Consider the following 18,127-nt stretch of genomic DNA (forward strand, 5'->3'; position numbering starts at 1 on the left):
TCCCGTTCAGGCTATTGTACTTACTTCAAAGTCATAATTACCTGTCTTTCAACAAACCCAAGTTCTTCGTACATCTCTTTCGCAAAATTCCCAGCAAATACATTTAAGCGAATTTCTGAATACTTCTCCTTCAATTCCTTAATACCGGCCTCCATCAGTTCTCGTGATAATCCTCTCCCGCGATATTCTGGGAATACGTACAGCTCATATATAAATCCAAGTTTTTCACGAGAAAAATAGTCTGTGTTTTCCCCTATTAATATCCATCCCATTACTTTATTTTCTTCTTTAATGACTAAATAATATGCCCCTTTTTCTATTATTGGCTTTGTAATTTCAATCGCTTTCTCTTTACTTAACTGACAATTCCCTCTCGTCCCTTCAAAAAGCGCTTGAGCTGCATAATGTAATATTTCTTTTGTATCTTCTCGATTCGCCTTTACTATCATTTTTCACAACTCCCCCTCACTAATAGGCATTAATATGGCTTGTTCAAGATTCTCCGACTCCATAACAATTGCCATCAAGCCCTTTTCCGTACTCGTCTCATGAAACTCACCCTTCTCCCAAAACACAGCTTGTCCAGCTTCTACCTTCACTTTTTCTTTATTTGCTCCACACACATATCCTTCACCATCCACAATAAGAAGCAGTTGAGATACAACTGCTTCATGATATCCGATAATTCCATTCTCTTGTAAATGCATGGCACCGATATGTATATTCCCTTGATGATTTAATATTTTTGCCATTATGAAATTAGATTGAAATGCTGAGATGTGTTTCCCAACTTCTGCACTGAAATCAAATATTTTCATTCCTGCTCCCCCTATATGTATAAAACCATCCTTACTGTCTGCATCAAATGTCCTTCAAAATCTTCTTCAAATTGCTCTAAAGCTGCAAAACCTTTCGCTTCATAAAAGCGCTTTCCCTTTTCATTTGCTGCTTCTACATGTATGTACAGCTTCCGAATCCCTTTTAGTCCCTTAATCCCTCTTTTTAACAAAGCACTTCCTATCCCTTTTCCTTGCTGATCTGGTAACAAATAAATCGCACCTAATTCTGCTTCGGTTTGCAGTCTAACAGGTGAAAAATTCGCAAATCCAATTACTTCTCCCTCTTCTTCTGCAACGAATAAATGTGTATTTTTAAGACGATATTTCATTTTTTCATCAGAATAGGCTTCATCTAAAAAACTATCTTGAATCTCTCTCGGAATAATTCCTTCATAAGTATCATGCCAAGCTATTTTTGCTACGTTTTGTACAGCATGAATATCTTCTTGCTTCATTTCTCTAATTACATATGTCATCTCGATGTCTCCATTCTCTTTAAATTATATTCTGCTAATATACTAGAAGAAATGGCAAAACCATCTTCATAATTTACCTTAATTAATTTTAACTTCCCAATCGAAGCTATTGTAACATCAAATTTTTCATATATATATTCCATTACACTTAAAAATTGATTTGAATTTAACCCATTTGCAATCGTGCAATGCGGAATCCATTTTCCCGGAACGTAATAGGACTGTGGATTATCATGAAAAGTTTTAAAATAATCATGATAAGAATGATGAAGTCTTATTAATTCATCAGTAATGGTTGGTGCTAGAAAGATCGTTCCGTTAGTAGGAAAAGTTCCAACAGAAGGAAAAGTTACAGCAGCAATGTTCTCCTGAAAAACTACAAATCCCTCTAATTTCTTCGTATATAAATTAACGTCTAACTCATTATAATCAGCCAATGTTATATGCGGTTCTACTCCGGCTAGTTCATTTGTTTCAATTATATTCGTTAACTCATTTTGCAATTCTCTAACTTTATTAGTGAACACACAATCAAATGTAGCAATAATAGCGTATACACTTATTCACCCCTTTGTTACACATAGTGCTTCCCACTCTTCACGAATCATTCCCATTCGAATAGAGTCATAGTATGTCCCGTTATAATAACGGCATTTTCGCATTCTACCTTCTAATCGCATTCCTATTTTCTCCGCTACTTTCATCATTCGTTCATTACCAGACCAAGTCGTAAGTCCTACTCTACCAATCTCCATATTTTCAAATAGTAAGTCCCTATATAATGTTAATGCTTCTGTACCGTAGCCACCATTCCAGTATTCTGGGTCATAAATTACGATTCCCATTTCTAACCAACGCGTCGGTTTATGTTCCCAATAAAATCCGACTGTCCCTATAATTTGACCGTTATTTTTTATTATTAAATTTGATAGCGGTTCTTCTTGTAAACGAGTTTGCATCTTCTCTTTATAGGACGAATATTCTTGCATTGCAAACGGAAAATACGGTGCATCCCATTTTTTCCACTCTGGATTTTCTTCTTTATATATGAAGCTCCATAATGTTTTTATATCCGATTCTTCAATTGTACGAATTGTAACTTTGTTCCCCTTTAATATAACGTTTTGCATAATTTCCTCCTACATTCCTCTTTATTTCATATATAATTATAATGTTTTTTCAGAAAAATCAAAACAAAAACCCTTTATTATATTGTATAATTTTGTTATAAAATACAAATTATTTATGTAAATTAGCCAATTTTTTCGAGTTTAATTTAGAAACGGAACTTCGGAAAAAATTAGATGAAGTACGAACTCGTAACATAGTTAATAAAAAATAGGAGGTTATATTCCTCCCATTTTAGCTAAATATTGTATTTCCCTTCTTTTCTATCTCAAGTAGAATCCCTTTCTCTATCCAGCCCTCTACTCCATCTTTTTTAATTAAATCATATCCGGCACAACTACCATCAATGAGAGAAACAACATCCCCGTTTCTAACGCTTAATTGTGCACAGGAAATATCCGTTTTCACTGTATACTCACCTGATTCAAGTTGCTTTATATACTCGTTTTTCACATGAAGTAATTCATTTGTTCCTAGTTGTTTACATACGGTAAAACCTTTCATTCTCTCCACAGGCTCTATGTAATAATGCGGATATGTAACCCCGCCCTGCATTACTGAATTCGCATTAAAATCGGCCAATACTTCATACTGCGGAAAATGATCTACATATGTATAAGAAAACGTATCACCTGAAGTTGTCCTCTGAATAATAAATGCGTTTAATTGCCCTGCTTCTTTAATCGCATTACCACCATCAATCGCAATAATTTTTTTCTCCTTATCAATAACTGGATTGTTAGACGGCGCCTCTTCGGAATAGTTCACAACAGGCCAATGTCCAACAATTACGTACTTATCCGCTCTATGTGATTTATTAAAAAACTCTGGCATTGCAATTGCATTTTTCCTGTCTGTTTGTCTCCAATTCTCTCTATCTTCAAGGCCAGCATGTACAAAGATATAATCTTCTGTTTCAATCGCTGTCGGTAATTCTGTTAGCCACTTTATTTCTTTTGAAAAATGGCCCATCAATATGTTTTTCACTTCACAAATATCACTTTCTTCATTAACGGTAACGTTCAATTCCGCTAGCCATTCATTAAAAATTGTATTCTTTCTCGTACATAAATAATTTATTAGCGCAGGATTTTCATTTACAAGTGCTTCAACTACAACTTCACAATTCCCTTCAATTACATAAACATTTGGCTTGCTAACTACTAAATCCATCACATAGTTTACGACGCCAATGCTATCGTTCCCCTTCTCACAAAGGTCGCCATTTATAATTAAATAATCATCATCTTTAAAATTAACTTTATGTAATAATTCCTTTAAAAGATTTAATCCGCCATGAATATCAGATATTACAATAACTCTTACACCTTTTGGGATTAATAGTTTCTGAATTTTTTCCAAGTATAAACTCCCCTAACCTTCTTTTAATTCAATATTATCGTCTCAATTATAAAGAGACTATTCGACAAAATAAGTAATTAACCCTCCTCATTCTTCAATTCTAAATTAAAAGGGGTTCCATATGTTCTCACACATAGAACCCCCTTAATATTATAATTCTTTATAAAAAGAATAGCTTACCTTATCATAGCCTTCTCTTTCATAAAAACGATGTGCATCAACTCTTGGAAACGCTGATGTAAGAACGATAGAACTGCACCCTTTTTCTTCCCCCCATTTTTCTACATATGACAGCAGAACCTTGCCATATCCTTTTGATCTGTGAGCTTCTGCAGTTACAAGATCATATACGAAAACATGTTTCTCATTATAAAAATTCGTACAAATCGCTACACCAGCTAGACTAACAACTTCGTCATCTTCATTCTGTAACGAGAGTAGTTTATAATTTTCTTTTTTCATTTTTTGAAATAAAGAACTTGCTTCTTCTCTTGAAATTTTTGTTCGTAATTGCTGTAATACGGGGAATACATCATGTAAATCAGCTTCTGTTACTACTTCTCTAATATTCATTATAACTCTCTCCTTGCTATTTATTAATTTTTCTAAATGTTATATCATCATTATAAAAAGTAACTGCCCTTGACTTAAGTGACAGTTCGATTATTTTTTATATGGCCAGTTTTTAAAGGAGAATTCTTAAAATGGACCTTACTATCCCATTACAATTAGAAAGTAAAACACCAATTTACTTACAAATTTACGAATATATGAAACGAGAAATTTCTCAGGGATCACTACCTGCCGGTACACGCCTTCCTTCTCACAGAAATTTAGCGATACAACTTAATGTTAGTCGTATTACTATTGAATCTGCTTATCAACAATTACTAGCTGAAGGTTATGTAGAAAGTAAACCGAAACGCGGGATTTTTGTTGCGGAAGTTGATATTGATGTCATTCAAAATAAACAACAAGTTGCGTCAAACAGCGCTAACAATATAAAGAAAGAACAATATGACTATGATTGTAGCCAAGGCCTTATTGATCAAAAAGCTTTTCCAATTACAAACTGGAAAAGAGCATTACAAGAAACTTTATTCCAGTATGAAAATGAATTATTTGCTAAAGAAGATCCTCAAGGTGAGTTCATTCTACGAGAACATATTTCAAAATATTTATATCATGCTCGCGGGGTACATTCTACACCTGATCAAATTATTATTGGAGCCGGTACACAGCCTCTTCTTTGGCTACTACTCCAACTGCTTGGTTCAAAAAAAGAATATGGAATCGAAAACCCTGGATTTCACCGTATAACTGCTATGATTCAAAGTTCTGCTCTTCCTGTTCACCCTATATCTCTAGATGAGAAAGGGATTCATATTTCAGCTTTACGTGAATCAAGTGCTAATGTAGCATACGTCACTCCATCTCACCAATTTCCTCTTGGAATGATTATGCCATTATCTAGAAGGCTCGAATTATTAAGATGGGCCAATGATTGCGAAGGATATATTATTGAAGATGATTATGACGGGGAATTTCGTTATGTAGGAAAACCTATCCCCTCTTTACAGGGACTAGATTCAAATGAACGCGTTATTTATATGGGAACTTTCTCGAAATCCTTTTTACCTTCTTTGCGAATGGGGTATATCGTTTTACCACCTCATCTTTTAAAAATCTATAAAGCGCTTGGAGGCATGTTTAAACAAACTGTTTCTACCCTGCAGCAACTTGCCTTTGCAACCTTTATTCAAAATGGGGATTGGGAACGCCATATTAATCGAAGTCGTACGTTATATAAAAGAAAACATATTTCTTTAGTTAAATCTATTACAAACGAAATGGGCAATAACGTTCATATACTCGGTGAACAATCCGGGGTTCATATCGTACTTCATGTTCATAATGGGATGAACGAACAAGAACTTATTCATGCTGCTGCAAAACAGCGAATCAAGTTGTATCCTCTCTCCACATACGATTCTGTTCACAATTTAAAGAAGGCATCGTATGTATTACTCGGTTTCGGCAGTATTCCCGAAGATAGTATCGAAACGGTTGTCAAATTATTAAAAAAAGTCTGGTTCCCTAAATAAAAATAACTCCACGTAAGTTATACTTACGTGGAGTTATTTTTATTCACTATTCTTCTGATACTTGCCCTGATCTCGCTGTCCTTCCTGGACGCTTTACACCAGTTGTTTCTGTTGAATAAGAAGCCTCAATTATAGCACTTGGATCTACAGAGAGAACGAGATCTTTCATTTTTGGATAAATGAAACGGTTTGTAATACAATAAATAATTCTCTGGTGCTCTCCTAAAAAACCACCTTCTCCATGTAGATACGTAACAGACAGCTGTAATTCTTTCATAAGCAGTTCGCCAATTTCTTTATTTTTATTCGAAATAATCATGACGCTCTTTCCTTGATTAATACCGTCTAATATGAAATCTATCATCTTCGTAACAATATAGAAAATTGCTAATGAGAACATCGCTTGCTCAATTGAAAATAAAATAGCAACAAATACAAAAATAACCGCATTTACAGCAAGTAAAAATGTACTAATTGGTACTTTAAAATGCTTGTTCATCCAAACAGCTAACATTTCTGATCCATCAATTGCTCCGCCCATTTTTACAACAATCCCTACACCAACACCAAATAGAACTCCTCCATAAAGTACAATTAATAATTCCGAAGTCGTAATTGCTGGAAATGGTTTTAAATAAATCAATCCGAGTGTTGTAACAACATTTGCATAGGATGTACGGATGAAAAACTTCTTTCCCATTACTTTTGCAGTAAATAGTAAAATCGGGATGTTAAGTCCTAAAAACACTCCGTAAAGCGGTAATCCAGCAACTTTATTTGCCATAATAGCAATCGCGGTTACCCCACCGTCTACTAAGCCATTTGGCGCTAAAATAAGCTCTAATGAACCCGCTACAATAATGGAGCCAATTGTTAATAATACGTATTCAAATAATTTTTTCATTCATTACCCCCAAAACTTATGTATTTTCTTAGTATTATTTTAACGTAATTTTACTACTAATTCAAAGATATGAGTTTATATACACAAAAGTTTCACCTTTACAGTGATTTTTTATGTAATTTATTTATAGAAACACACTTACATATTACAGTAAGTGTGCTCCAAACATTTATTTAAGTTTTGAGTACGAATTCATTTTCATTTTTAATATTTCATCAACTGCCCTATTATACCCACCAGCATTTCGAAGTGACTCTCCAACTTTACGACTATTTTCCTTAAACGTTACATCATACGTTACTTTCTCTACAGCTTCACGTAACGATTCAGAAGTTAATTCTTTACAATTAAGCCTTATTCCAGCTCCTACTTCACTCACTCGCTTCGCAACTAAAGGCTGATCTCCTGTTACCGGAATTACAACTAATGGGACACCATAATATAGTGCTTCACTTGAACTATTCATACCACCGTGTGTCACGAATACATCAGCATGCTGTAATACTTCTAATTGCGGCACATAATTAAACAACTTAAAGTTATTCGGAATGTTTTTAAATTGACTTATATTTATCTTCTTACCAACAACTAATATGACTGTCGTTTCTACATCTTTAAACGCTTCAAAACATTTTTCATATAGCTCAGGTTGTTCATTAAAAACTGTTCCCATAGAAATGAAAATCAATTTTTTATCTTTTAAATCTTCCATAGGAAAGCGCCCTACTTCTTTACGCGTAGCAATTGATGGGCCGACAAACTTATACGATTCATCGAATACCTCTGAACGCGGCTGATATTCCTTTGAAGTATATACAATAGTAATATCACCAGGATGGTTCATAATATCATACATACTATTACATTTCATTCCATACTGTCTATTCCATTTTTCCATTCCTGCTAAACAAGATTGATACAATGGATTCGTTTCATCTACTTTTCTTGATTCATGTTCATCGTTAAAAGTAATGTACTGATTAAAAGCAAACGTTGTACAAGAAGAAACGCTAGGTAATTTTAAAAAATTGGCTATAATACGTCCTACTGGAAAATGATTATCGTATATCAAGTAATCATACTTTTCCCCTTTTGTTTCTTCTACAATTTGAGTAACAATACGCTCTGATGCTTCAATCATATGAGACAGCATCGTCAAAGGACTCCCACCTTCATTTACTCGCTCCATAATATTAATTTGAGAGAGGAAATTCTCAAACATTCGGAATTCTGCACCTGTTGCTTCAATCTTCTTTCTATAATCTTCAATACAATACGAAACAACTGTCTCCCCTCGCCGAATTAACTCACTTACAATAGCTAAAGTCGGATTTATATGACCTTCTCCAGGGAAATTTATTACGAGTACATTTGCCATCATATTCTCTCCTATCTAATATTATTAATGATTAATTATATTAATTAATTTAAAACTATTATAAAGGAATCTATTCTATTTCTTCACATTTTTCTCTTCATTTTATTATTGAGAAATATTTTTCATAACCTACATGATAACTCTCATAAAAGAACACTTAACTCTTCATTTACTGAAAAATAAGAGATTTATATTTGGGTATTTTTATAGATTTATCATCAGAAACATTATTTTGATAATTCATACAAAACTAGAAAAATATAATTTACACACTGATTTCTCACCATGAATGTATTTAAGTTCTATGTTGTTCCTATCATTATCCACTTGGAACATATTCTGTTATATAATGAATTTATAGAATTTACAGAAAAAGGAGCAACTTCATGCTACAGCAACTATTCACTTCACCTATTTTATCTGTTCAAACTTTGCATCCAGGCTATGTAGACCATGCAAGCGACGTGTTTCTTGTTAAAACAGAAGCTGAAGAAGTTATTGTTCGTTCCTCAAAAATGACTGAAAAGACCAACAATGATTTTTGGTGGGGATGTAAAAACCTTTTTGGAATTGATCCAAGGCATGTACATCATTTAGAAACAATACACGCATTATTGAAAAAGCATACTACCCTACCCATCCCTACTATTTTGCAAAAACATGTTTTAAATGAGCGAGAGTATGTAATCGTCGAAAAACTAACCGGAAATACGCTGCAAACATTTATCGGACAACCTGATTCTATTTTATTCAGCCTTGGAAAAGGACTAGCAGAAATTCATTCGTTTCAAGCAAAGTTTATAGGAAACCCATCAAGTACTTTCCACATTCCACTAGCAGAATTTAAGTCTCACATATTAAAAGTCAGTAAAGATCTTGTAAATGGGTTCTATTCCGATAACGCGAGCATCCATAACGCATTTCATACTTTTGGATCACAGCTATCTTCCTTGCCTGTACCAAAGGAATCTACACTCGTTTTAATTGATATGGATCCTACTCAGTTTTTATCAGATGGTACAACTATTACGGGTTTAGTAGATACAGAAGCCTATGCAGTTGCTCCTCGAGAGTTTGATTTTATCGGCTTAGAATATGTATTTACAGAAAAAGAGGCTCGTGCTTTTAAACGAGGTTATGAGACCATTATGCCCATTCCTCATCTTGATCAATGTAGACAGCCTTATCGTTATTTATATCGCTTATTATCTGTTCAAGGTAGTGTGGAGTTAGAAAAGTGGTTACGTCACCCAACTTATTTTTAAAACCGATTGCGAGGGATTATGAAATGAATATTGAACAAAAGAAATCTTTAACAGCAAACGAAATTCAGCAAATGAAAGATTTATCTCATATTTGCGGACAACACGATCAAATTGATTACTCGTCAGATTTACATGTCAACTTTTTAACTGCCCGTAATAAAGAAAAGATAAATGATTTTATATTTTATGATGGTACTCAATTAATTGGTGCATTAAGTATGTATGACTTTGAAAGGCCGACAAAACTGGAGTTAATAGGGTTTGTTCATCCAAACTATAGGAAACAACATATAGGCACCACTCTTTTACAAACCGCAATGAAAGAAATACGAATAAGGGAGGCAGATGAAGCTCTTCTTATTATGAATGGGGCTTCTGCTTCTGGGAAAGAATTTGCAAAACAAATGAAGTTACCTTATTTATATAGTGAATATAGTATGGAGTTCAAAGCAAAAGAAGTGCAAAAAACAACAAAGAATACTATACAGCTCACTCTTGCATCTTCAGAATCACTTCTTAATCTTATTGAAATTTCCAGTAAAGCCTTTGGAGATTCTGTAGAAAATACCGCTACATGGTTACAGAAAATGATGAATTCACCTTCTCATCAAGTTTACATTGCTCTTATTAATGAAAAAGCAATTGGAACGATTACCGTTTCTGAGCAAGAGCAATCTACTACACTATCAGGATTCGCAGTTCATCCTTCTTATCAAGGTAAAGGGTATGGTAAAGATATTCTTAGTTATATGGTACATACACTTATTATAGAAGGAGTTTCAACAATTGAATTAGACGTCGAAACGAAAAATAATAATGCTTTAAAACTATATACACAATGTGGTTTTGAAATTAAGACGAAGCATGACTATTATAATTTAATGAATTTTGAGCAGAATACATATGTCTAAAAAACTAATTTATTCTGATTATGATATTTTTGCAGACATCTATAATAAACATTGGGGACATTTTGCAGAACACTCTTATCCAGCCTATCATAAATTCGTTTTACAAGATGCCGCTCCCCACTCCCGTATATTAGACCTTTGCTGCGGAACCGGTCATCTTTCTAAAATATTAATCGATAACAATTTCATTGTCACTGGTATAGACGGTTCAGCTCAAATGATTGCACATGCACGCAAAAATGCATCAGAAGCAACCTTCCTTGTTGATGATGCGCGCTATTTCAAAGTAGATGAGCAGTTCCACTATGTCATCTCGGCCGGCGATAGCTTCAACCACATTATGAAATTAGATGAACTAAAAAATACTTTTCATAACGTTTACTCTGCGTTATATGATGGCGGCTCATTCGCATTTGATATGAATATGGAAAAAGGCTTTCTTGAAAATTGGAGTGCTTCCTTTCATATTTCAGAACGCGAATATGTTTGTACCATCGATTCCACTTATGATAATGAAAGTCACAGAGCAGAGATGAATTTCATTCTATTTAAACATGACATAAATGATAATTGGAAAAGAAGTGACTTTTCTTTTGAGGAAGCTTGTTACTCCAATGAAGAAATAATTTCTTCGTTGGAATCTGTAGGATTTAAAAACATTCAACTACATGGCACAAATAGAACATTTTTCATTTGTGAAAAATAAAAAAACTGAATCATAACGATTCAGTTTTTTCTTAATATATTTACAACAGCAGTTATTTCATTATTTTTTTTATAAACACGTGGGATTCTTCTGTCTAACATACATGTAACTTCATAGTTAATTGTCCCTAACATATCTGCTATTTCTTCTACCGCTATTTCTTCTTCGCCTTGTTTGCCATAGAATACAACTTCATCTCCAACTTGTACTGGCATTGCTTTCGTAATATCTAGCATAAGCTGATCCATACAAACACGGCCAATAACAGGTACTCGAACTCCGTTTATTAATGCATGTCCTTTATTAGACAACTGACGATTATAACCATCCGCATAACCAATCGGTACAGTTGCAATACATTCTTCGCCCGTTGTTACATACGTATTTCCATAACTAACACCACGATTTTTCTTCGCATGTTTAACATGAGCTACTTTTGATTTTAAAGACAACGCTGGTTTTAACGCTACAACAGTATGATCAACTTCTTTCGAAGGATACATTCCATAGATTCCAATACCGACACGAACCATATTTTGAAATGTGTTGCTAACTTCCATTGATCCTGCACTGTTTGAACTATGAATATATGGAAAATGAATTCCCAATTCTTTTGCTGTATTTACAGCTTTTTCGAATAAACTTGTTTGCATATTCGTATATGCTTTATCAGTTTCATCAGCGGTAGAGTAATGTGTAAACATTCCTACCACTTCCACATACTCCATACGGTTTAATTCTTCTAAAAATGGTTTCACTTCTTCTTCTTGTAAACCGATACGACTCATTCCTGTATCAATTTTCACTTGAATTTGTGCTTTCTTTTGAAGACGGTTTGCAATTTCATTTATACTTTGTAAGTCTTCAATTCTATAAACTGTCATCATAACGTCATATTGAATTGCATCTTCCACAGCTGCTACTGATGTATAGCCTAAAATTAAAATCGGTACAGTGATTCCAGCTTCTCTTAATTCTATTGCTTCATCTACAAATGCAACTGCAAGTTGGTTTATTCCTGCTTCGATAGCAGCTTTCGCAACTTCAACTGCTCCATGACCATACCCATTCGCTTTTACAGCAGCCATCATTGCAATATTTTCATCATTCACACGTTTTTTAAATTCTTTTACATTATGTTTTACAGCATTTAAGTCAACTTCAACAATTGTATCTCTTCCATATTTCAAGCTCATTGGTCTAACTCCTAACTCAATAATTACATTCCATTCTATTTCACGTTTCATATGACCTTTTACAATATAATACTTTTCAATATGCTAGTCAAACTACTAGAATTTTCGGAATTTTGAGTATGATATAATACCCTTAAGAAACTATTATATACGGAGATGAGGAGAATTACAATGTTTGTACAATCTGCGTTGCACCAACTTAAAGCTGCTGTTGATACTTCTATTCAAATGCTTAACCAATATAATGAAGACGATTTAAAAATACAACCAATTCACTCGAAGCGATCATTATTTGAAATGTGTGCACATCTTTCTCTTATTTGCCATGCAGATTTACTCATTTTAAATGGTATTACGGAAAAAAAATTACATACCTTTTATATAGAACAAATACCAAAAACAATTACTCAAATGCAACAAATGATGATAAAAGGGTACGAACTACTTTCTAAAACTTTCTTATCCTATTCCAATGAAGAGTTAGCGGAAATTATGACTGCTTATTGGGGGATTTCTTATTCTCGATTCGAATGGTTGCTTGAAATCGTTGCACACTTTTATCATCATCGCGGGCAAATTCATATTTTATTGTGCGAGCACATTAAAGATCCTAACATACCTTTATTTCAATAAAGGTATGTTAGACGACATGAAACTTCTCTAAGGCAAATAAAATACCACCTTCACTTGATTTCTTTGTAACGAAATCAGCTCTTGTTTTTAACTCTTCTCCGCCATTCCCCATCGCAATTCCTAATCCTACATACTGTAACATCTCAATATCATTCCCACCATCTCCAAAAGCAATTGCTTCTGATTTACAAATATTTAGGTGTTCCAATACCTTTTGAATTGCAGTTAGCTTCGATACTTTATTATCTTCCAACACATTCATAACGTAACCATGAAAACGTTCAAACGTAAGTGCTGGATATCTTTCAAAGAATTTTCGGGCTTCTGTTTCATCAGCATACAGACATACACAATAAATCTCTTCTGTTAAGTTTCTAACTTTGTCAGGATAACACTCTAAATTTAACGTTTCATTTAATGCTCGTATTACACGTTCGTCTTTTGAGGCAATACCATTCATTACAAATTCTTCTGTAAAATAAGAAACACTATGACCGTGTAATTCAGCAAAACTTGAAATATCATGAAGAATTTCACTTGAAAGTACCGATTTATGTATAACTTCATCAGCACATTTTATATGTGCACCATTTGCAGAAATAAACGTATTTATGCCCAGCTCTTTAAATTGTGAGCATAAACTATATGGTCTCCCTGTTGTAACAACTATGTGAATTCCTTTATCTATTAACCTTTGTATCGCTTCTTTTGTGCTTTCATGCATACTTCTATCAATCTCGCTTAAAAGAGTACCGTCAACATCAAAAAACACTACTTTGTACATAGGTCTTTACATCCCGTCCAAATGATTCGTATCATTAATGAAATGTACCGTTTTTTGTTCACCATCAATTTCAATTAAGCTTATTCCCGTATCTCCTATTTTAAAGTAATAGTCCATTGAGATTGGCATTTTGAAAAATGCACGTAATAGACTATTTATTACACCACCATGTGCAACAATTGCAATTCGGTCATATGTATTCTCTGTCACGATTTTAGAAAAGATTCCTTCTATTCTCATTCTAAATTCAATGAATGATTCCCCGCTTTCAAAACGATCATGAAGAAACTTTGGCTCTGGATATTTTTTCGCCTCTTCAAATGATAACCCGGCTTGTACCCCATTATTAAACTCCATTAATTCCTCTTCTAATTGAATGGGACACCCAATTCCTTCTGCTAATGTTTCACCAGTTTCGCGAGCGCGTTTTAATGTACTTGCCCAAATGAAATCTGGCGGGAAATCTGCTTTCACTTTCTGTACAAGCCTTTGCACTTGCTGTCTTCCCTTTTCTGTTAATTCAAAGTCAGCTCGTCCTTCATGTACATGTAAAATGTCTGCTTCGGATTCTCCGTGGCGTATTAGTAATATTTGCATTCTTATTCCCCCTTATCTCCTTAAAACCAAGATTAAATTTTAACATATTATCAAAAATTTTCAAAATAATAAAAGCAATCCCCATTCATAAAAGAATGAAAATTGCTTTTATTACTAACTTTCTTTTAAACAATCTTTTGACTTTCCTCCAACTCCCCAATGCGAACTTGGGATTTCATTCACTAAAACACGAACCCGTCCAACATCTACATCTAAGTTTTTCGCAACTGCCTCTGTAACATCAAATATTAGATTTTGAATTTGCTCCTGCTTTCTACCTTCTATTATTTGAATTTGTATAATTGGCATTTTTATCTCTCGCTTTACTATTTATTCACAAAACATCGCTACACTTCCTAAATCATCAAATTGTGCAATTATGGAATCTCCTGCTTTAAATGCAATCGCTTCAGATAATGCCCCACTTAATACGATATCACCTTTTTTTAATCCTTCATTTTGTAAACCAAGTTTATTTACCGCCCAAGCAATTGCCTCTGCTGGTTGTCCCAGTACTGCTGCCCCCGTTCCAGTTGTAGCAATCTTACCATTTTTCGACATAACCATCCCTACACTAGCTAAGTCTATTTCTTTAGCATCCATCCATCTACTTCCTAATAAAAACTTTGAAGATGAACAATTATCTGCTATTACATCAGGTAATGTAAATTTAAAATTTAAATACCTGCTATCAATAATCTCTAAAGCTGGCGCAACATATTTTGTTGCCTTTAATACATCATCTGCTGTCACATTCGTTCCCTGTAAATCCTCACCTATTAAAAAAGCAATCTCTGGTTCTACTTTTGGATGAATCAATGTTTCGTATTGCAATGGCTCCCATTCGAACGCTAACATATCTTCCAATAAATATCCGTATATCGCTTCATCAATACCCATCATTTGCTGTTTTGCTTTACTCGTTAACCCAAGTTTCACACCAACTCTTTTAGAACCTTCGTTCATTTTCTGTTCAATTAAACATTTTTGTAATTTATAAGCATCCTCTACTGTTAAATCTGGGTGCTTATCCGTTACTTTTACTACTTCTTTCCTTTCCTTTTCAGCTTGAAGTAAATACTCCACAATTTCTAAATCTGCTCCTTTCACTAAAGCCATCTTTTACACCCCCGTTTTTATCTTTGCTAATTCTGCCGCGACATCTAAAATCATATCCTCTTGCCCTCCAACTACTTTTCTTTTCCCCAGTTCTATTAAAATATCACGGGCATCTACATTAAAGCGTTTTGCCGCTCTTTCAGCATGTAATAAAAAGCTAGAGTATACACCAGCATATCCCATTACTAGACTACCTTTTTGGATTTCTTGTGGTACTGGTAATAAAGGGGCAACAACCTCCTCAGCTACGTCCATCATCTTATATAAATCTATATCTAGCTTATATCCCATACGATCCAAAACAGCTAGCAATACTTCTGTTTGGGCATTTCCAGCTCCTGCCCCAAGACACCGCACGCTTCCGTCAATACGTGTCGCACCTTCCTCAATTGCAGTGACTGTATTCGCTACTGCAATCGAAAGATTATTATGACCATGGAAACCAATTTCTATATTTAAAGATTGACGTAATGCACGAATACGCTCACGTACTTCGTGGGGTAATAAAGCACCAGCCGAATCAGTTACATAAATTGCTTCTGCACCATAATCCTCCATAAGCTTTGCTTGTTCTACTAATTTTTCAACCGGTGCAGAATGTGCCATCATTAAAAAACCGCACACTTCCATACCTAACTCACGCGCAAATTGAATATGCTGAGCTGAAACATCCGCTTCTGTTACATGCGTTGCTACACGAACAAGTTTCGCACCAATATTTGCAGCTTGCTTTAATTCATGGATAGTTCCAATACCAGGAATTAACAAAACAGCTACTTTAGCTTGCTTACACTCATCTACTGCTGCCTCAATTAGCTTCATTTCGTTAACTAATGACTTTCCATATTGTAATGTAGAACCACCTAAACCATCTCCATGACTCACTTCGATATAATGCATACCGGCCTCATCTAATGCCCTTGTAACAGATCGAACTTGTTCTTCTGTAAATTGATGTTTCATTACATGGCTTCCATCACGTAAACAAACTTCCGTTATTTTCACTGGCATTTCACTATTTCGCCTCATTCATTACACCTCTTTTCTTCTCTGAAATGATTTGTGCTGCGAATTCTTCAGCTACTTTTAATGACGCTGCTGTCATAATATCTAAATTACCGGCATAAGGGGGAAAATAATCTCCTGCTCCTTCAACCTCTAAAAATACAGTTACACGATTCCCATCAAACATCGGCTCTTGTTTTAAAGAATAACCTGGAACATACGTCCTAACTACTTCAACCATCTTTTGAATCGCTTCTTGGATAGAAGCCTCATCCATATACTTAACTTCACAATATACTGTATCTCTCATTAATATAGGAGGCTCAGCAGGGTTTAATATAATAAGTGCTTTCCCTTGATCTGCCCCACCAATTTCCTCAATTCCGCGCCTCGTCGTAATTGTAAATTCATCAATATTTGCCCTTGTACCTGGACCTGCACTTAAACTTGAAATTGTAGCAACTATCTCTGCATATGTAACATTTGCTACCTCATTAATAGCATAAACAATCGGAATCGTTGCTTGTCCCCCGCACGTAATCATATTAACGTTTTGCTTATCTACAAAATTATTATTTTGTATAGCAGGGCAAACGAACGGCCCACATGCAGCAGGTGTTAAGTCGATTATTATTTTCCCAAGCTCCCCTAATACTTTTGCATGGTGACTATGTGCTTTAGCTGAAGTTGCATCAAATACAATATCGGCTAAATTTGGATTATCAATAATTGCTTGTATTCCATTATCAAAAATCTCGTATCCCGCTTCTTTTGCTCGCTTTAAACCATCCGATTCCGAATCTATTCCAATCATGGCATTCAGCTCTATGACTTCACTTTTTCTTAATTTATACATTAAATCCGTGCCAATATTACCTGATCCAATAATGGCTACCTTTACTTTCTCCACATCTATCCCCCCTTTTTTCAATCTTTTAATCTATATGAAGGTAACAGAAACCGATCCGAGTGAACCGAAATCAGCATGAATACTATCTTTACTATTTACTGAGACTGCACCAGATAACGCACCTGGTAAAATTAACTCCCCTGCTTTTAATCCAATATTAAACTCATGAAGTTTATTAGCTAGCCAAGCAACAGCTTGCGCAGGATGCCCTAATGCAGCCGCACCAGCACCCGTTGCAATTAAACTATTATTTTTATAAAGTGTCATTCCAGTTGTACGTAAATCTACTTTATCAACGCTAGAGAATGTATCACCAATTACAACTTTTGCCGACGATCCATTATCCGCCACTGTATCAGCAAGCCGAATTTTCCAATCAGCAATTCGACTATCAATAATTTCAAGTGTAGGCACTACATATTTCGTCGCCATTAGTACGTCAACATATGTAATATTAGGCCCATTTAAGTCTTCTGCTAAAACAAACCCTATTTCTGCTTCTATTTTGGGAGCTACAAAGGAACTTATTGAAATTTCACTACCATTTTCTATCTTCATATCGTCCAGTAAATGTCCATAATCTGGTTCATTTACCCCAAGCATCTGTTGCATTGCAACACTCGTAAGTCCAACTTTCTTTCCAATTACACAACGCCCATTCTCCAACTTTCTTTCTACTACTTCAAGCTGAATATTATAAGCATCCTCAACAGATAAATTAGCATATCTCTCAGTAAATGGAGGTATCCCTACTCGTGAATTTTCAGCTTGTAATAGTTCATCAGCTAATTCTTTAATTAACAATTGCT

General features: G+C 34.6%; 22 protein-coding genes. 5 read left to right on the forward strand and 17 right to left on the reverse strand.

Annotation, left to right across the window (positions count from 1 at the left end):
- Positions 1-20: 20 nt before the first annotated feature.
- From SJY24_RS20075 to SJY24_RS20105, 7 genes are all read right to left on the reverse strand, one after another.
- Positions 21-449: a GNAT family N-acetyltransferase gene (locus SJY24_RS20075; RefSeq protein WP_212090503.1), complete on the reverse strand. Its 429-nt coding sequence runs from the start codon at positions 447-449 to the stop codon at positions 21-23.
- Between the two features lie 3 nt (positions 450-452).
- Positions 453-818, reverse strand: coding sequence for a cupin domain-containing protein (locus SJY24_RS20080; protein WP_377865928.1), 366 nt, complete (start codon positions 816-818; stop codon positions 453-455).
- A gap of 11 nt (positions 819-829) precedes the next feature.
- Positions 830-1,315, reverse strand: coding sequence for a GNAT family N-acetyltransferase (locus tag SJY24_RS20085; RefSeq protein WP_377865929.1), 486 nt, complete (start codon positions 1,313-1,315; stop codon positions 830-832).
- A complete protein-coding gene (locus SJY24_RS20090) occupies positions 1,312-1,878 on the reverse strand; it encodes a 2'-5' RNA ligase family protein (RefSeq protein WP_377867283.1) in 567 nt (188 codons plus the stop codon). The genes SJY24_RS20085 and SJY24_RS20090 overlap by 4 nt, the downstream gene beginning before the upstream one ends.
- Positions 1,879-2,445, reverse strand: coding sequence for a GNAT family N-acetyltransferase (locus SJY24_RS20095; RefSeq protein WP_377865930.1), 567 nt, complete (start codon positions 2,443-2,445; stop codon positions 1,879-1,881).
- Between the two features lie 232 nt (positions 2,446-2,677).
- Positions 2,678-3,805 carry a metallophosphoesterase gene (locus tag SJY24_RS20100; protein ID WP_377865931.1) on the reverse strand — a complete coding sequence of 376 codons (1,128 nt, stop codon included), beginning with the start codon at positions 3,803-3,805 and terminating at the stop codon, positions 2,678-2,680.
- Positions 3,806-3,955: 150 nt separating this feature from the next.
- Complete coding sequence (locus SJY24_RS20105; RefSeq protein WP_002127030.1) at positions 3,956-4,378, reverse strand: GNAT family N-acetyltransferase; 423 nt, start codon at positions 4,376-4,378, stop codon at positions 3,956-3,958.
- Between the two features lie 131 nt (positions 4,379-4,509).
- On the opposite strand from SJY24_RS20105, the gene pdxR reads away from it, so the two are divergent.
- Positions 4,510-5,910, forward strand: coding sequence for a MocR-like pyridoxine biosynthesis transcription factor PdxR (gene pdxR / locus SJY24_RS20110; RefSeq protein WP_377865932.1), 1,401 nt, complete (start codon positions 4,510-4,512; stop codon positions 5,908-5,910).
- 46 nt (positions 5,911-5,956) lie between these two features.
- Here pdxR and SJY24_RS20115 read toward each other — a convergent pair whose 3' ends face one another.
- Positions 5,957-6,814, reverse strand: coding sequence for a YitT family protein (locus SJY24_RS20115; protein WP_000732300.1), 858 nt, complete (start codon positions 6,812-6,814; stop codon positions 5,957-5,959).
- Between the two features lie 169 nt (positions 6,815-6,983).
- On the reverse strand, positions 6,984-8,192 hold the full coding sequence (locus tag SJY24_RS20120) for a macrolide family glycosyltransferase (RefSeq protein WP_377865933.1): 1,209 nt from the start codon (positions 8,190-8,192) through the stop codon (positions 6,984-6,986).
- Between the two features lie 386 nt (positions 8,193-8,578).
- Between SJY24_RS20120 and SJY24_RS20125 the strand changes: the two genes are divergently transcribed.
- The 3 genes from SJY24_RS20125 to SJY24_RS20135 are packed head-to-tail and all read left to right on the forward strand — an operon-like array spanning position 8,579 to position 11,074.
- On the forward strand, positions 8,579-9,457 hold the full coding sequence (locus tag SJY24_RS20125) for an aminoglycoside phosphotransferase family protein (protein ID WP_377865934.1): 879 nt from the start codon (positions 8,579-8,581) through the stop codon (positions 9,455-9,457).
- Between the two features lie 23 nt (positions 9,458-9,480).
- Positions 9,481-10,368, forward strand: coding sequence for a GNAT family N-acetyltransferase (locus SJY24_RS20130; RefSeq protein ID WP_377867284.1), 888 nt, complete (start codon positions 9,481-9,483; stop codon positions 10,366-10,368).
- The gene (locus SJY24_RS20135; RefSeq protein WP_377865935.1) at positions 10,361-11,074 is read left to right on the forward strand and encodes a class I SAM-dependent methyltransferase; all 714 of its coding nucleotides are present in this window, start codon (positions 10,361-10,363) and stop codon (positions 11,072-11,074) included. The genes SJY24_RS20130 and SJY24_RS20135 overlap by 8 nt, the downstream gene beginning before the upstream one ends.
- Before the next feature lie 20 nt (positions 11,075-11,094).
- Here SJY24_RS20135 and alr read toward each other — a convergent pair whose 3' ends face one another.
- The gene (alr, locus tag SJY24_RS20140; RefSeq protein ID WP_377865936.1) at positions 11,095-12,270 is read right to left on the reverse strand and encodes an alanine racemase; all 1,176 of its coding nucleotides are present in this window, start codon (positions 12,268-12,270) and stop codon (positions 11,095-11,097) included.
- Positions 12,271-12,441: 171 nt separating this feature from the next.
- On the opposite strand from alr, the gene SJY24_RS20145 reads away from it, so the two are divergent.
- Positions 12,442-12,903, forward strand: coding sequence for a DinB family protein (locus SJY24_RS20145; protein WP_377865937.1), 462 nt, complete (start codon positions 12,442-12,444; stop codon positions 12,901-12,903).
- 7 nt (positions 12,904-12,910) lie between these two features.
- Here the strand turns inward: SJY24_RS20145 and SJY24_RS20150 are convergent, their stop codons facing one another.
- The 7 genes from SJY24_RS20150 to SJY24_RS20180 all read right to left on the reverse strand — a co-directional run bounded on the left by SJY24_RS20150 (position 12,911) and on the right by SJY24_RS20180 (position 18,122).
- Complete coding sequence (locus SJY24_RS20150; RefSeq protein WP_377865938.1) at positions 12,911-13,687, reverse strand: Cof-type HAD-IIB family hydrolase; 777 nt, start codon at positions 13,685-13,687, stop codon at positions 12,911-12,913.
- Between the two features lie 6 nt (positions 13,688-13,693).
- Positions 13,694-14,284, reverse strand: a complete 591-nt coding sequence (locus SJY24_RS20155) for a histidine phosphatase family protein (RefSeq protein ID WP_377865939.1) — start codon at positions 14,282-14,284, stop codon at positions 13,694-13,696.
- 114 nt (positions 14,285-14,398) lie between these two features.
- Positions 14,399-14,599: a 4-oxalocrotonate tautomerase gene (locus SJY24_RS20160; RefSeq protein ID WP_377867285.1), complete on the reverse strand. Its 201-nt coding sequence runs from the start codon at positions 14,597-14,599 to the stop codon at positions 14,399-14,401.
- A 15-nt stretch (positions 14,600-14,614) separates the two neighbouring features.
- Positions 14,615-15,403 (reverse strand): 2-keto-4-pentenoate hydratase, encoded by a 789-nt coding sequence (locus SJY24_RS20165; RefSeq protein WP_377865940.1) that lies wholly within the window; start codon positions 15,401-15,403, stop codon positions 14,615-14,617.
- A 3-nt stretch (positions 15,404-15,406) separates the two neighbouring features.
- Positions 15,407-16,432: a 4-hydroxy-2-oxovalerate aldolase gene (gene dmpG, locus SJY24_RS20170; protein WP_377865941.1), complete on the reverse strand. Its 1,026-nt coding sequence runs from the start codon at positions 16,430-16,432 to the stop codon at positions 15,407-15,409.
- Complete coding sequence (locus SJY24_RS20175; RefSeq protein ID WP_377865942.1) at positions 16,419-17,318, reverse strand: acetaldehyde dehydrogenase (acetylating); 900 nt, start codon at positions 17,316-17,318, stop codon at positions 16,419-16,421. Before SJY24_RS20175 ends, dmpG begins: the two co-directional genes overlap by 14 nt.
- A 30-nt stretch (positions 17,319-17,348) precedes the next feature.
- Entirely contained in the window at positions 17,349-18,122 is a 774-nt protein-coding gene (locus tag SJY24_RS20180) for a 2-keto-4-pentenoate hydratase (RefSeq protein ID WP_000905638.1), read from the reverse strand.
- Positions 18,123-18,127: the final 5 nt, after the last annotated feature.

This window comes from Bacillus sp. R86525, assembly GCF_042466195.1.
GTDB lineage: Bacteria > Bacillota > Bacilli > Bacillales > Bacillaceae_G > Bacillus_A > Bacillus_A nitratireducens.